The sequence below is a fragment of the Oceanobacillus iheyensis HTE831 genome (assembly GCF_000011245.1).
Classification (GTDB): Bacteria; Bacillota; Bacilli; order Bacillales; family Amphibacillaceae; genus Oceanobacillus; species Oceanobacillus iheyensis.
On the sequence record NC_004193.1, the window covers coordinates 1,574,713 to 1,587,718 of the forward strand.

A 13,006-nucleotide genomic window follows, 5' to 3' on the forward strand; every position below is an offset into this window, starting at 1 on the left:
TGTACTGATGGGATTTATGGATAAGTTAAAGCAAAAATTTAAGCAAGATAATGAAACAAAACAAGTTACAGAAAAGTATCAAGAAGGAATGAAAAAAACACGTAATTCTTTTTCTGGAAAATTAAATGATTTAATTGCTCGTTATCGTAAAGTAGATGAGGATTTTTTTGAAGAACTAGAAGAAGTACTTATTACTGCAGACGTTGGTGTTACAACGGTTATGGATCTTGTCGAAGAGCTAAAAATGGAAGTTAAGCGTCAAAATATAAAAGATTCAGAGCAAATAAAAGACGTTATCTCCGAGAAACTTGTTGAGATCTATTACGGAGATGAAGATGAATCGATTGAAAAACTGAAAATAGATGGTGATGGCTTAAAAGTTATATTGGTTGTTGGAGTAAATGGTGCGGGTAAAACAACAAGTATTGGAAAGCTGGCACATCAGCTAAAGCAAGAAGGAAAGAATGTCGTGTTAGCTGCAGGAGATACTTTTCGTGCAGGTGCAATAGAACAATTAGAAGTGTGGGGAGAACGTGCAGATGTCCCTGTAATTAAACAAAGCGAAGGTAGTGACCCGGCTGCTGTAATCTATGATGGGGTTCAAGCTGCAAAATCACGTAATGCAGATGTCTTGATCTGTGACACGGCTGGTAGATTACAAAACAAAGTTAATTTAATGAATGAATTATCGAAAGTAAAACGTGTGATAGAGCGAGAAATTCCAGATGCACCTCATGAGGTGTTGTTGGTATTAGATGCTACAACTGGTCAAAACGCGCTTAATCAAGCACGTACATTCTCTGATGCTACGGATGTTACTGGAATTGTATTAACAAAATTAGATGGAACTGCAAAAGGTGGAATAGTACTAGCTATTCGAAATGAATTACAATTACCGGTGAAGTTTGTAGGTTTAGGAGAAAAAATAAACGATTTGCAGCAGTTTGATGCATCTGCATTTGTTTATGGTCTATTTTCAGATATAGATATTGAAGCAAAAGAAGATTAATCTACTATTTCCTTGACAATAAAACATGCTGTTCGCTATGATGTTCGTAAAGGAAAATCACTTAACAAGAGGTGTTTCCATTGTTAGATAAAACGACGCGTATTAACTATTTATTTGATTTTTATCAAGAACTATTAACACCAAAGCAACGAAATTATATGGAAATGTATTATTTAGAGGATTATTCCTTAGGAGAAATTTCCGAGTTGTTTCAAGTATCAAGACAAGCAGTTTATGATAATATAAAGCGAACAGAAGCAATGCTTGAATCATATGAAGAGAAACTTCATTTATATTCAAAGTTTGAACAACGTGTTAAGCTGTTAGAGAAGTTGAAATTAATGACAACAGATAAGCATGTACATGAACATATTCAAAAACTAAAAGACTTAGATTAGGGGGACACCTTCTATGGCGTTTGAAGGATTGGCTGACCGCCTGCAGAGCACGATTAAGAAGATAACAGGTAAAGGCAAAGTATCTGAGCAAGATGTAAAAGAAATGACAAGAGAAGTACGTCTAGCTTTATTGGAAGCAGATGTTAACTTTAAGGTTGTAAAACAACTAATAACAAAAATCAAAGAGCGTGCTATTGGACAAGAGGTAATGGAAAGTTTAACTCCTGGCCAACAAGTTATAAAAGTAGTAAAAGAAGAATTAACGCAATTAATGGGTGGAGAACAAAGTAAGATTGCTGTAGCTGATCGTTCTCCTACTGTAATTATGATGGTCGGATTGCAAGGTGCAGGTAAAACAACCACAACTGGTAAGCTAGCCAATCACTTGCGTAAAAAACACAATCGAAATCCTCTTTTAGTAGCCTGTGATGTTTATCGACCTGCTGCAATTAAGCAATTAGAAACACTAGGTACACAACTTGATATGCCAGTATTTTCAATGGGAACGGAAGCGAACCCTGTTGATATTGCACATCAAGCAATTGAACATGCAAAGGAAGAGCATCGCGACTATGTGATTATAGATACAGCCGGTCGATTGCATGTTGATGAGAATTTAATGGATGAGTTACAGTCCATTAAAAATGATGTGAAGCCGGATGAAATATTTCTTGTTGTCGATTCGATGACTGGTCAAGATGCAGTAAATGTAGCTGAAAGTTTTAATGAGCAACTTGATATTACAGGAGTTGTGTTAACAAAACTTGATGGAGATACCCGTGGAGGGGCTGCGCTATCGATTAAGTCAGTTACAGATAAACCAATTAAATTTGCAGGTATGGGAGAGAAACTAGATCAATTAGAAGCTTTCCATCCTGAAAGAATGGCTTCCCGTATCTTAGGAATGGGAGACGTACTATCATTAATTGAAAAAGCGCAAACGAATGTTGATGAGAAACAAGCAAAAGAACTTGAAGAAAAAATGCGTACGATGTCCTTTACATTTGATGATTTCCTAGAACAGATGGGTCAAGTGAAGCAAATGGGGCCTCTGGATGAATTGATGGACATGATTCCTGGAGCAGGAAAAATGAAAGGATTAAAAAATGCACAATTTGACGAAAAACAACTTGGACAAGTAGAAGCAATTATTCAATCGATGACGAAGAAAGAACGTCAAGAACCAAGTATTATTAACGGAAGCCGTCGTAAGCGTATTGCGAAAGGATCAGGTACCTCCGTTGCACAAGTGAATCGTTTATTAAAGCAATTCAATGAGATGAAAAAAATGATGAAACAAATGACCAATATGCAAAAAGGGAAAAAAGGAAAAGGTGGATTTAATTTACCTTTCATGTAACCCTTGATTTATAAGTATTTATGTACTAAAATAACCTTGTAATGGAAAAACACTTTACAGACTTTTGTATTTCTGATAGAATTTAAACTTGTCAGGATAAAAAGTTATTACCTGTATTAATTACAACAAAGGCACTCGTCATAAGAACTGACGATGAAGCTGAGTTTAAAAATGAAAAACAATTTATTGGAGGTGCAAAGCATGGCAGTAAAAATTCGTTTAAAACGTATGGGATCTAAAAGAAACCCATTTTATCGTATTGTAGTGGCTGATTCACGTTCTCCACGTGATGGTCGTTCCATTGAACAAATTGGTACGTATAATCCAGTGGTGAATCCAGTAGAAGTTAAAATAGATGAAGAAAAAGCTCTTGATTGGATGTCAAAAGGCGCTAAACCAAGTGATACTGTTCGTAATCTATTCTCAAATGAAGGCATCATGAAAAAATTCCACGAACAAAAAAATTCAAAATAAGTAGTGTGATATCATGAAAGCCCTAATAGAATCGATTGTTGCCTCGTTAGTGGATTATCCGGAAGAGATTGTTATTAATAAGACAGAGGAAGAATCCAAAGTCGTATATCATTTAACAGTGCATCCGGATGATGTAGGAAAAGTAATTGGCAAGAACGGTCGAATTGCTAAAGCGATTCGAACAGTTGTTTATGCTTCAAAAACGGATGGTAATAAACGTATTTATTTGGATATTATGTAAAGGGAAAGTTGGCCCAACTATTGGGTTCTTCTTTCCCTTTTTATACTTATCCATTTTAATAAATTCCGTTAACTATATAACAAAGTTTGTACTTATACCTTGTGATATTATTTTTGTGGAATCAAAAAATCTATATGTGTAGGGTAGGAGCTGTAGGTATAGTGAAAATAGTAAAAAAAATAAAAGTGAAACAAGTCGTTACCGAAAAAAGTAAACAACGTATATACCAAGGCTTTTATAATCATAAATTGCGTCTTGAACAAGAGTGTCAACAATTAAAGTTTGAAAAGCGCAAGCTTCAACATAAAGCATCTGTAAATCATCAAGAGATAGAAGATCGATTTGAACAAGAAATTAACAACCGAAAAGAAAAAATTAAACTTCTTGATTTTAAAATCGAACAACTAAATGAAATGCAAATTGGAAGTGAAATAATGGAAGATGAGGTTGAAGCTCTTGTTGAAGTCAAAGTTGGCACAAATTGGGGTAAACTAATGAAGGACAAGCAATTATTATTAAAGACGATCAGGTTATACGTATTGATGAATAAAGCAGGTGATTTGAAATGAGTGGAGTTAAGTTTAATATAGGAAAGATTGTAAATACTCACGGCATACGTGGTGAAGTTAAAGTAGTTCGTATTACTGATTTTGAAGATCGATTTGATCCTGGTAATACAGTGTATTTACAAGATAATAAGGAATATAAGCCGTTAGTAATTGCTACACATCGAGTCCATAAAGGATTTGACCTTCTACAGTTTAAAGGATATGGAAATATTAATGAGGTTGAAGCTTTTAAGGGATTGATGTTATCTATTGATGAAGATCAACTAACTGATTTGGAAGAAGATGCGTACTACTATCATGAAATAGTAGGTTGCAAAGTAGTTACAAGTGAAGGGGAGGAATTAGGTAAGGTAAAAGAAATTCTCTCCCCTGGAGCAAATGATGTATGGGTTGTACAACGTATGAATGCGAAAGATTTGTTAATCCCATATATTGAGCAGGTTGTGAAACAAGTAGATATTGAAAACAAAATAATCAAGGTTCAATTAATGGAAGGGATGCTTGATTAATGCATATCGATATATTGACATTGTTTCCAGAAATGTTTCACGGAGTATTTCAGTCCTCAATTTTGAATAAAGCGGTAGAACGACAACAATTTACTTACGACCTTGTAAATTTTAGAGAGTATAGTAAGAATAAACATCAGAAAGTCGATGATTATCCTTATGGTGGCGGAGCTGGAATGGTACTGACTCCTCAGCCAATATTTGATGCGGTTGAGGCTGTAAAAAGTAAGCGTAATTCAAAACCTAGAGTTATTTTAATGTGTCCTCAGGGGGAAACATTAACCCAACAAAAATCTGAAGAACTTGCAAAAGAAGATCATTTGATTTTTATTTGTGGCCATTACGAAGGTTATGATGAACGAATTAGAGAGCACATTGTTACGGATGAAATATCCATTGGTGATTATGTTCTAACTGGAGGAGAGTTAGGGTCGATGGTAGTAGTAGACAGTGTAGTTCGTTTATTACCAGATGTTCTAGGAAATCAACAATCTGCCCCACAGGATTCGTTTTCTACAGGTCTTTTAGAACATCCGCACTATACAAGGCCAGCTGATTTCAGAGGATATAAAGTACCGGAAGTATTACTTTCCGGAAATCATGCTAATATAGACTCCTGGAGAAGAAAACAATCGCTAATTCGAACCTGGAATCGCCGTAGGGATTTATTAGATAAAATTGAATTGACAGATGAAGAAAAAATAACGTTAAACACTGATACGCCAGATGAAGTATAGTAACAGCTCAGTCTAGGTCATAATTGCCAAGGTCTATTATAATAATTAATTAACGTAGGATTTTAAACCTTGGTGCTGATAGAAATGGAAATCGGCAACTACTTTAGGATTGGCTGGGAGCTTTTTAAGCCGTTCCAGTGGTAAGAGCCATATGCAATGGAGATAATTATTATAAAAATATCTAATCATGAAAAATGATTCAGCTAGTTGAACTATCTATTTGCTTATGGTATATTAATAATTGTGCTTATGTGCGTATAAGTACGATAAACGATGTTCCGCTGTCCCATACTTGTTCATGAGCATTAGTTTGGAAGGAGTGAAAGTCATGCAACAAATAATCGCTGACATTACAAAAGATCAATTACGTACGGATCATCCTGATTTCCGACCTGGTGATACTTTAAAAGTACACGTAAAGGTTGTTGAGGGTAACCGTGAGCGTATTCAGGTGTTTGAAGGTGTTGTAATTAAACGCCAAAACGGAGGAATTAGTGAAACATTTACAGTGAGAAAAATTTCTTACGGCGTAGGTGTGGAACGTACACTTCCATTACATTCACCACGAATTGATAAAATTGAAGTTTCTCGTCGCGGTATTGTTCGTCGTGCGAAACTTTACTATCTACGTAACCTACGTGGAAAAGCAGCTCGTATTAAAGAACGTCGATAAAGGTCGAGCAAACAACGATAAACGAAAGAAAAGGAGCTTTGCTATTGATAGCAGAAGCTCCTTTTTACTTATCTATTATATTTGAGTTGTCTAGAATCATATATATAGCTTACAATATATAGTAGAAAGATAAGACACGGAGGGGACTGGATGGCTAGGGATAAAGAAAATAAAAAGAAAAACGAGTGGTTAGATTGGATCAAAGCACTATTAGTAGCTTTTGGACTGGCATTTCTTGTACGAATGTTCCTATTTGCACCAATAATAGTTGAAGGACCGTCGATGTTCCCGACGTTGCACGACCGTGATCAAATGATTGTAAATAAATTATCTTATACAATTGGTGAGCCAGAACGATTTGATATTGTTGTGTTTCATGCACCTACCCAAAAAGATTTCATCAAAAGAATTATCGCTTTACCAGGGGAGCATGTAGCTGTGGAAGATAATAAATTGTACATTAATGGAGAAGAAGTAGAAGAACCGTTTCTTAATGAACAAAAAGAGAACTTGCAATCTTACCAAACACTGACGAATGATTTTACATTGGAACAACTTCCAGGAAATTATGATGTAGTGCCAGAAGGGCATGTGTTCGTATTAGGAGATAATCGCAGTAATTCTACCGATTCGCGTATGATAGGTGTTGTACCAATGGAAGAGCTAGTGGGAGAAGCAAGCTTTGTTTACTGGCCATTTGATCGAATTCATCTGATAGGAAAAGGAGAATAATAATGGCTATACAATGGTTTCCAGGCCATATGGCAAAAGCAAAAAGAGAAGTAGAAGAGAAATTAAAATTAGTTGATTTTGTAATCGAATTAGTAGATGCGAGAGCTCCTCTTTCATCACAAAATCCAATGCTTAAACAAGTGTTAAATAATAAACCGAAATTGATTGTACTAATGAAAAAAGACCTTGCAGACCAAGAAGTAACTAAACGTTGGGTAGATAAATTTAATGAGGATGGCACACAAGCAATTGATGTGAATGTAAATCATAAAGGTGACATTCAAAAGGTTATCCAACAAGCAAAATTACTTGGACAGGATAAAATGGAAAAATTAAAAAGAAAAGGTATTCAACCTCGACCTGCACGAGCAATGATTGTCGGAATACCGAATGTAGGAAAATCCACATTAATTAATCGATTAGCCAATAAAAAAATAGCAAAAACAGGAGATCGCCCTGGAATCACGAAACAACAACTTTGGATTAAGGTAAAAAAAGACTTTGAGTTACTCGACACACCGGGAATTCTATGGCCGAAATTTGAAGAAGAAGTGGTGGGGTATCGTCTTGCTGCAATAGGGACAATAAAAGACCAATTATTACCATTACCTGATGTAACTGCCTTTATTATCCGTTACATGTCAGAACATTATCCAAATCAGTTAAAAGACAGGTATCAATTAGAGGAAATAGAAGACATGGTGGAAGTATTCGAATCCATAGGTAGGATAAGAGGCGCCTTGGAAAGTGGCGGTCAAGTGAACTATGATAAGGTTGCTGACATCGTTATCCGTGATTTACGTGTAGGACGATTAGGAACAATAACGTTGGAGCAACCAGAGGATAGCTCCAACTCATAACATATGACAATAAGAACACAACATAACACATCCATGAATAAGTGGCAGTTTGTCATCTTCATGGATGTTTGCTGTGTTTACGATACCTTCATTTGAGAAATATGACTATTTATTTTTATTTTTTTAATCCGATAAATAAAGAAAGAGTGAAAAGATATGAAACCAGCTTCTATTGCAAGTATAAAATCACAACTAACCAACGGGGAACTAACTCAAAAACAAATCGAAGAATTATACAAAGATAGCAGAAAAGGTGTGCAAGCAATACTAAAGCGTCATGAAAAACAACAAGAAAAACAAGCGCTATTAAAACAAGCATTCATTAAAATGAACACATATGAAAAGGAAGCTTACCGTAATGGGAATCACTATATAGCTGGTGTGGATGAAGTGGGGCGTGGCCCTTTAGCTGGTCCGGTAGTTGCAGCAGCAGTTATTTTACCAAAGGACTTTCAACTTTTAGGTATAAATGATTCCAAGAAATTGTCAGAAGTACAAAGAAATGAATTTAGCCATTACATCAAACAACATGCAATTGCTTATCAAATATCATTTATTGATAATACCATAATCGATAAAATCAATATATATGAAGCATCAAAACAAGCGATGAAAGAAGCAATTAGTGGACTTCAACCTTATCCAGACCATGCATTAATAGATGCTGTGCCGTTAGAGGGGTTAAACTGTACATATGAAGCTATTATTAAAGGGGATGCTGAAAGTGTGCACATAGCTGCAGCCAGTGTCTTAGCAAAAGTTGCACGTGATGATTGGATGAAAGAATTACATGAGAAATATCCTTTATATGGATTTAATTCAAATATGGGCTATGGAACAAAGGAACACCTTCAAGCTATAGAAACCTATGGTGTAACTCCTTATCATCGTTATTCATTTGCCCCATTACATAAATACCGACATAACACGTTATTAAATTAATAATTGGAGGTGATTCTTTGAGCATTCATCGTTTATTAAGCGGTAAAGCTTTACAGAATGTTCATTTATCATCGCATCCACAGTTGAAGACTGGAGATGTTGTACACGGGAAAGTAGTAAAACTTTATCCTGATCATAAAGCGAAAATTAATCTGGCTGGTAAGCAGATGATTGCTCAGTTGGAAGCACCTCTAATAATAGGTGAACGATATCATTTTCAAGTAAAACAAATGCAAGATCAAATACTTCATTTACAAGTCGTAGCAAATAATCTCAAAAATAATTCAGAGCAAACTGCCATACAATTGATTCAGCAATTCGGTTTAAAGCCTACGAAGATGTCAATCGCATTTATGCAATCTTTAATTAAACAACAATTGCCGTTTAATCAGACCTCATTCGTACAAGCAGTTAATTTACTGCAATTAAAAGAGGGTAGAGAACTTACATTAAAACAACAGTTTGGAATATTACAAAGTCTAATGCAAAATAAGCTGCCTATTACCCATGCTGTATTTCAATCGACAACGAAACTATTTACTAGTGGTATTAGTAAATCAATAGAAGCTTTTTTAACCGAAGGTAAGAGCCAAAACATAAAATATACTCCTCTTTTATATCAACTTGAACAAGTCACTTCGGGATTTAAAACAGATACTATGTCAGTCGTAAAATATATGGCTTCAGATATAAATAACACTCAAACGAAGGGAAACTTATATCAACTATTTAGTAATCTAGGTATTATTCCATCATCTATAACGAAAAATGAGTGGAATCAAGTCTGGACGTCAATGGAAAATAGATCGAATTCATTCGTTGAAGGGAGAACGCTACCTTTTTCTTTAAATTATTCATCGTTAATAAGAGAAATTAACCAATTAACTGAAAATAAATCAAATATAATAGAGCTTACTCGATTAATATTACAAGCGAATGAAGGTAATCTATTGTCATCCAAAAGTCAAGTTAATTTTCAAAAATTAGCAGATCTATTACCCGAATTTATGTCCCATAAGTTTACTGAAGCCATCATAAAGGGACAACCAAGACTTTTTTTAGAAACGTTAAATCAATCAAATACATACCATGAACTGGATAAAATGTTGAAATCATTACAAAATCCTGTACTGAATAGTTCGCCACAGTTAGGGAAGATGCAGCAGTTATTTTTACAACAAGTTTCATGGATGAATCAACATGCAGGTATAAATTATGAACATCAGCTAGCTCACCAGCAAATGGATATAAGTAATGTAAAAGCTCAACTAATACAACTTGTTCAGAATAGTAACGGTAGTTTATCTGATAAAGCACAACAACTATTAAATCATATTCAAGGAATTCAAATTAATTCCGTAACAGAATCTAATGGATTTTTACAAGCTTTTTTACAAATACCAGCGCAGAAATTAGGGTTAGCCAAAGATATCGATCTACAATTTGAAAGTAAAAAAACAAAAGATGGAAAGATTGACCCAGAGTATTGTCGTGTTTTATTTTATTTAAGTCTGAATAATTTAAAAGATACAGTGATTGATATGCATGTTCAAAAGAGAAATGTAACAGTAACGATTTATAATGATTTCTCCAATCTAGAAAATTATGTAGGAACTATGAAATCAAATTTAAATCAAGGGTTAGAGCAAATTAATTACAACTTATCATCCGTTCATATTAAAACAATGGATCATTTAAAAGATGGAGACAAAGAACATCCTGAGAAGCGCTATCATCAAACATCTTCATATCAAGGAGTGGACTTTAGAGTATGAAAGAAAAACGACATAAGGCAGCAGCACTTCGTTATAACCAAGATAGTGATGTAGCTCCAAAAGTTACTGCAACGGGAAAGGGATTAGTTGCAGATGAAATTATAAAGCGAGCAACAGAAAATAATATTCCGGTTATGAAGGATGAATCGTTGATAGAAATACTTGCAGAATTAAACATAAATGAATCTATCCCAGATGAGTTATACATGGCAGTCGCTGAAGTATTTGCATTTGTCTATCAAGCAGATAAAGAATTTGAGAATAATAACTCATAAGGCGAAAATTTACTAGATGGTTGGAGGGTACTTCCCCCTCCCAGATGGCCATTCGCGTTCATTTTCGTTTATCCCTAACAATCCTCCCACTTATCCTCTTCGTTTTAACCTCATTGTCTAAAAGAGCGGTTACTACAATTTACAAGTTGCACAAAATTGTCAAACGTTGTTCGCTAATTCTTGTTAATTTCTCATTTTTTTAATACAATGGAAATGCATTGAATTTGATAGGAGGATGGAAGATGAACATTCACGAGTATCAAGGTAAACAAGTTTTACGGGAATATGGGGTTAAGGTTCCTAACGGCTATGTTGCATATACAGTGGACGAAGCTGTACAAGCTGCGGAAAAGCTCGGAACATCTGTAAACGTTGTCAAAGCACAGATTCATGCTGGTGGCCGCGGTAAAGCAGGTGGAGTTAAAGTTGCGAAAAGTCTTGATGAAGTTCGTACATATGCGGATGAAATATTAGGAAAGACATTAGTAACTCATCAAACTGGACCTGAAGGAAAAGAAGTAAAACGTTTACTAATTGAAGAAGGCTGTGACATTCAAAAGGAATATTATGTTGGGGTAGTATTAGATCGTGCAACTTCTAGAGTTGTTATGATGGCTTCTGAAGAAGGTGGAACTGAGATTGAAGAAGTTGCTGAAGCAACTCCAGAAAAAATCTTTAAAGAAGTTATTGATCCAGTTGTTGGATTGACACCATTCCAAGCTAGAAGACTAGCATTTAATATTAATATTCCTGAAGATTTACTAGGAAAAGCAGTTAAATTTATGTCTGGTCTTTATGATGCTTTTGTTGCAAAAGATTGCTCTATTGCTGAAATTAATCCATTAGTAACAACTGGTGATGGTGAAGTATTAGCGCTCGATGCAAAATTAAACTTTGATGATAATGCTCTTTATCGTCATAAAGATATTCAAGATTTAAGAGACTTTGAAGAAGAAGACGAAAAAGAAATCCAAGCTTCTAAATATGACTTAAGCTATGTTTCTCTTGATGGAAATATTGGTTGTATGGTAAACGGAGCAGGACTAGCTATGTCTACTATGGATATTATTAAACATTATGGCGGCGATCCGGCTAACTTCCTTGATGTAGGGGGCGGTGCTACTGCAGAAAAAGTAACAGAAGCGTTTAAAATTATTCTTTCAGATAAAAACGTAAAAGGTATTTTTGTTAATATCTTTGGTGGAATTATGAAGTGTGATGTAATTGCTGAAGGTGTTGTTGAAGCTACGAAACAAATTGGATTAGAGATTCCACTAGTTGTACGTCTTGAAGGTACAAATGTTGACGCAGGTAAGAAAATTTTAGATGAATCTGGCTTAAACATTACTACTGCAACATCTATGGCTGATGGAGCAGAGAAAATTGTTGCTGCAGTAAAATAAACTTAGTAAACCGAGAACTTTACAAAGAGGAAAGGACGGACGAAAATGAGTGTTTATATTAATAAAGATACAAAAGTGATTGTCCAAGGAATTACTGGTGGCACTGCACGTTTTCACACAAAACAAATGCTAGAATACGGTACAAAAATCGTTGCAGGTGTAACGCCTAAAAAAGGAGGTACAGAAGTTGAGGGAGTACCGGTATATAATACGGTTAAAGATGCTGTAGACGCTACTGGTGCTACTGCTTCAGTTATTTATGTGCCTGCACCTTTTGCGGCTGATGCTATTTTAGAAGCAACGGATGCAGAATTAGATCTAGTTATTTGTATCACGGAACATATTCCTGTTATGGACATGGTAAAAGTGAAGCGTTATATGGAAGGCAAGAAAACTCGCCTTGTGGGTCCAAACTGTCCTGGTGTAATCACTGCAGATGAAACCAAAATAGGAATTATGCCTGGATATATCCACAAGAAAGGTCATATCGGTGTAGTTTCCCGTTCTGGAACATTAACATATGAAGCTGTACATCAACTGTCTGAAGCCGGTTATGGCCAAACTACAGCAGTCGGTATCGGTGGAGACCCTGTAAATGGCACGAACTTTATCGATGTGTTGGATGCATTTAATCAGGATCCAGAAACAGAAGCAGTAATCATGATTGGTGAAATCGGCGGTACTGCAGAAGAAGAAGCTGCTGAATGGGTGAAGGCAAATATGAATAAACCTGTTGTTGGCTTTATTGGTGGAGCAACTGCACCTCCTGGAAAACGTATGGGACATGCTGGTGCAATCATCTCTGGCGGAAAAGGTACGGCGGATGAGAAAATACGTACGATGGAAGCCGCAGGCATTAAAGTAGCAGATACTCCTGCTGTTATGGGTGAAACAATGATTAAAGCATTAAAAGAAAATGGTTTAGATGAAAAATGTAAAACACATTAATTAAAGAATAGAGATTGGGATATTTTATACAAAAATGGGTGATTTTGTATGAGTTCTTAAATTCCAATCTCTATTTTCCATATAACTTAATTTGTCATTGC

Annotated in this window: 16 protein-coding genes; all 16 read left to right on the forward strand. The window is 35.4% G+C overall.

The annotated features are described in order from the left end of the window. Window positions 1-7 precede the first annotated feature (7 nt). The 16 genes from ftsY to sucD all read left to right on the forward strand — a co-directional run bounded on the left by ftsY (window position 8) and on the right by sucD (window position 12,905). Window positions 8-1,009: a signal recognition particle-docking protein FtsY gene (gene ftsY, locus OB_RS07925; protein ID WP_011065929.1), complete on the forward strand. Its 1,002-nt coding sequence runs from the start codon at window positions 8-10 to the stop codon at window positions 1,007-1,009. An 80-nt stretch (window positions 1,010-1,089) separates the two neighbouring features. Next, a complete protein-coding gene (locus OB_RS07930; RefSeq protein ID WP_011065930.1) occupies window positions 1,090-1,407 on the forward strand; it encodes a putative DNA-binding protein in 318 nt (105 codons plus the stop codon). A 13-nt stretch (window positions 1,408-1,420) separates the two neighbouring features. After that, on the forward strand, window positions 1,421-2,767 hold the full coding sequence (ffh, locus tag OB_RS07935) for a signal recognition particle protein (RefSeq protein ID WP_011065931.1): 1,347 nt from the start codon (window positions 1,421-1,423) through the stop codon (window positions 2,765-2,767). 201 nt (window positions 2,768-2,968) lie between these two features. Beyond that, window positions 2,969-3,241: a 30S ribosomal protein S16 gene (rpsP, locus tag OB_RS07940; protein WP_011065932.1), complete on the forward strand. Its 273-nt coding sequence runs from the start codon at window positions 2,969-2,971 to the stop codon at window positions 3,239-3,241. Between the two features lie 13 nt (window positions 3,242-3,254). Next, entirely contained in the window at window positions 3,255-3,482 is a 228-nt protein-coding gene (locus OB_RS07945) for a KH domain-containing protein (protein ID WP_011065933.1), read from the forward strand. 161 nt (window positions 3,483-3,643) lie between these two features. Beyond that, window positions 3,644-4,051: a YlqD family protein gene (locus tag OB_RS07950; protein WP_011065934.1), complete on the forward strand. Its 408-nt coding sequence runs from the start codon at window positions 3,644-3,646 to the stop codon at window positions 4,049-4,051. After that, on the forward strand, window positions 4,048-4,560 hold the full coding sequence (gene rimM, locus OB_RS07955; protein WP_011065935.1) for a ribosome maturation factor RimM: 513 nt from the start codon (window positions 4,048-4,050) through the stop codon (window positions 4,558-4,560). The genes OB_RS07950 and rimM overlap by 4 nt, the downstream gene beginning before the upstream one ends. Next, entirely contained in the window at window positions 4,560-5,297 is a 738-nt protein-coding gene (trmD, locus tag OB_RS07960; RefSeq protein ID WP_011065936.1) for a tRNA (guanosine(37)-N1)-methyltransferase TrmD, read from the forward strand. Before rimM ends, trmD begins: the two co-directional genes overlap by 1 nt. A 328-nt stretch (window positions 5,298-5,625) precedes the next feature. Next, window positions 5,626-5,970 carry a 50S ribosomal protein L19 gene (gene rplS / locus OB_RS07965; protein WP_011065937.1) on the forward strand — a complete coding sequence of 115 codons (345 nt, stop codon included), beginning with the start codon at window positions 5,626-5,628 and terminating at the stop codon, window positions 5,968-5,970. Window positions 5,971-6,120: 150 nt separating this feature from the next. Then, the gene (lepB, locus tag OB_RS07970; protein ID WP_011065938.1) at window positions 6,121-6,702 is read left to right on the forward strand and encodes a signal peptidase I; all 582 of its coding nucleotides are present in this window, start codon (window positions 6,121-6,123) and stop codon (window positions 6,700-6,702) included. 2 nt (window positions 6,703-6,704) lie between these two features. Then, window positions 6,705-7,562, forward strand: coding sequence for a ribosome biogenesis GTPase YlqF (gene ylqF, locus OB_RS07975; protein WP_011065939.1), 858 nt, complete (start codon window positions 6,705-6,707; stop codon window positions 7,560-7,562). A 156-nt stretch (window positions 7,563-7,718) separates the two neighbouring features. Continuing rightward, window positions 7,719-8,504 (forward strand): ribonuclease HII, encoded by a 786-nt coding sequence (locus tag OB_RS07980; RefSeq protein ID WP_011065940.1) that lies wholly within the window; start codon window positions 7,719-7,721, stop codon window positions 8,502-8,504. 17 nt (window positions 8,505-8,521) lie between these two features. After that, window positions 8,522-10,279: a hypothetical protein gene (locus OB_RS07985; RefSeq protein WP_011065941.1), complete on the forward strand. Its 1,758-nt coding sequence runs from the start codon at window positions 8,522-8,524 to the stop codon at window positions 10,277-10,279. Further along, entirely contained in the window at window positions 10,276-10,554 is a 279-nt protein-coding gene (locus tag OB_RS07990; protein WP_041544129.1) for an EscU/YscU/HrcU family type III secretion system export apparatus switch protein, read from the forward strand. Before OB_RS07985 ends, OB_RS07990 begins: the two co-directional genes overlap by 4 nt. Window positions 10,555-10,796: 242 nt before the next feature. After that, window positions 10,797-11,957: an ADP-forming succinate--CoA ligase subunit beta gene (gene sucC, locus OB_RS07995; protein ID WP_011065943.1), complete on the forward strand. Its 1,161-nt coding sequence runs from the start codon at window positions 10,797-10,799 to the stop codon at window positions 11,955-11,957. A gap of 45 nt (window positions 11,958-12,002) precedes the next feature. After that, window positions 12,003-12,905, forward strand: coding sequence for a succinate--CoA ligase subunit alpha (gene sucD, locus OB_RS08000; protein ID WP_011065944.1), 903 nt, complete (start codon window positions 12,003-12,005; stop codon window positions 12,903-12,905). Window positions 12,906-13,006 lie beyond the last annotated feature (101 nt).

Excerpts from the sequence above, each read along its gene's own strand:
- ftsY (WP_011065929.1), top strand. The coding sequence starts at position 8 with ATGGGATTTATGGATAAGTTAAAGCAAAAATTTAAGCAAGATAATGAA.
- ffh (WP_011065931.1), top strand. The coding sequence starts at position 1,421 with ATGGCGTTTGAAGGATTGGCTGACCGCCTGCAGAGCACGATTAAGAAG.
- rpsP (WP_011065932.1), top strand. The coding sequence starts at position 2,969 with ATGGCAGTAAAAATTCGTTTAAAACGTATGGGATCTAAAAGAAACCCA.
- OB_RS07945 (WP_011065933.1), top strand. The coding sequence starts at position 3,255 with ATGAAAGCCCTAATAGAATCGATTGTTGCCTCGTTAGTGGATTATCCG.
- rimM (WP_011065935.1), top strand. The coding sequence starts at position 4,048 with ATGAGTGGAGTTAAGTTTAATATAGGAAAGATTGTAAATACTCACGGC.
- trmD (WP_011065936.1), top strand. The coding sequence starts at position 4,560 with ATGCATATCGATATATTGACATTGTTTCCAGAAATGTTTCACGGAGTA.
- rplS (WP_011065937.1), top strand. The coding sequence starts at position 5,626 with ATGCAACAAATAATCGCTGACATTACAAAAGATCAATTACGTACGGAT.
- lepB (WP_011065938.1), top strand. The coding sequence starts at position 6,121 with ATGGCTAGGGATAAAGAAAATAAAAAGAAAAACGAGTGGTTAGATTGG.
- ylqF (WP_011065939.1), top strand. The coding sequence starts at position 6,705 with ATGGCTATACAATGGTTTCCAGGCCATATGGCAAAAGCAAAAAGAGAA.
- OB_RS07980 (WP_011065940.1), top strand. The coding sequence starts at position 7,719 with ATGAAACCAGCTTCTATTGCAAGTATAAAATCACAACTAACCAACGGG.
- OB_RS07990 (WP_041544129.1), top strand. The coding sequence starts at position 10,276 with ATGAAAGAAAAACGACATAAGGCAGCAGCACTTCGTTATAACCAAGAT.
- sucC (WP_011065943.1), top strand. The coding sequence starts at position 10,797 with ATGAACATTCACGAGTATCAAGGTAAACAAGTTTTACGGGAATATGGG.
- sucD (WP_011065944.1), top strand. The coding sequence starts at position 12,003 with ATGAGTGTTTATATTAATAAAGATACAAAAGTGATTGTCCAAGGAATT.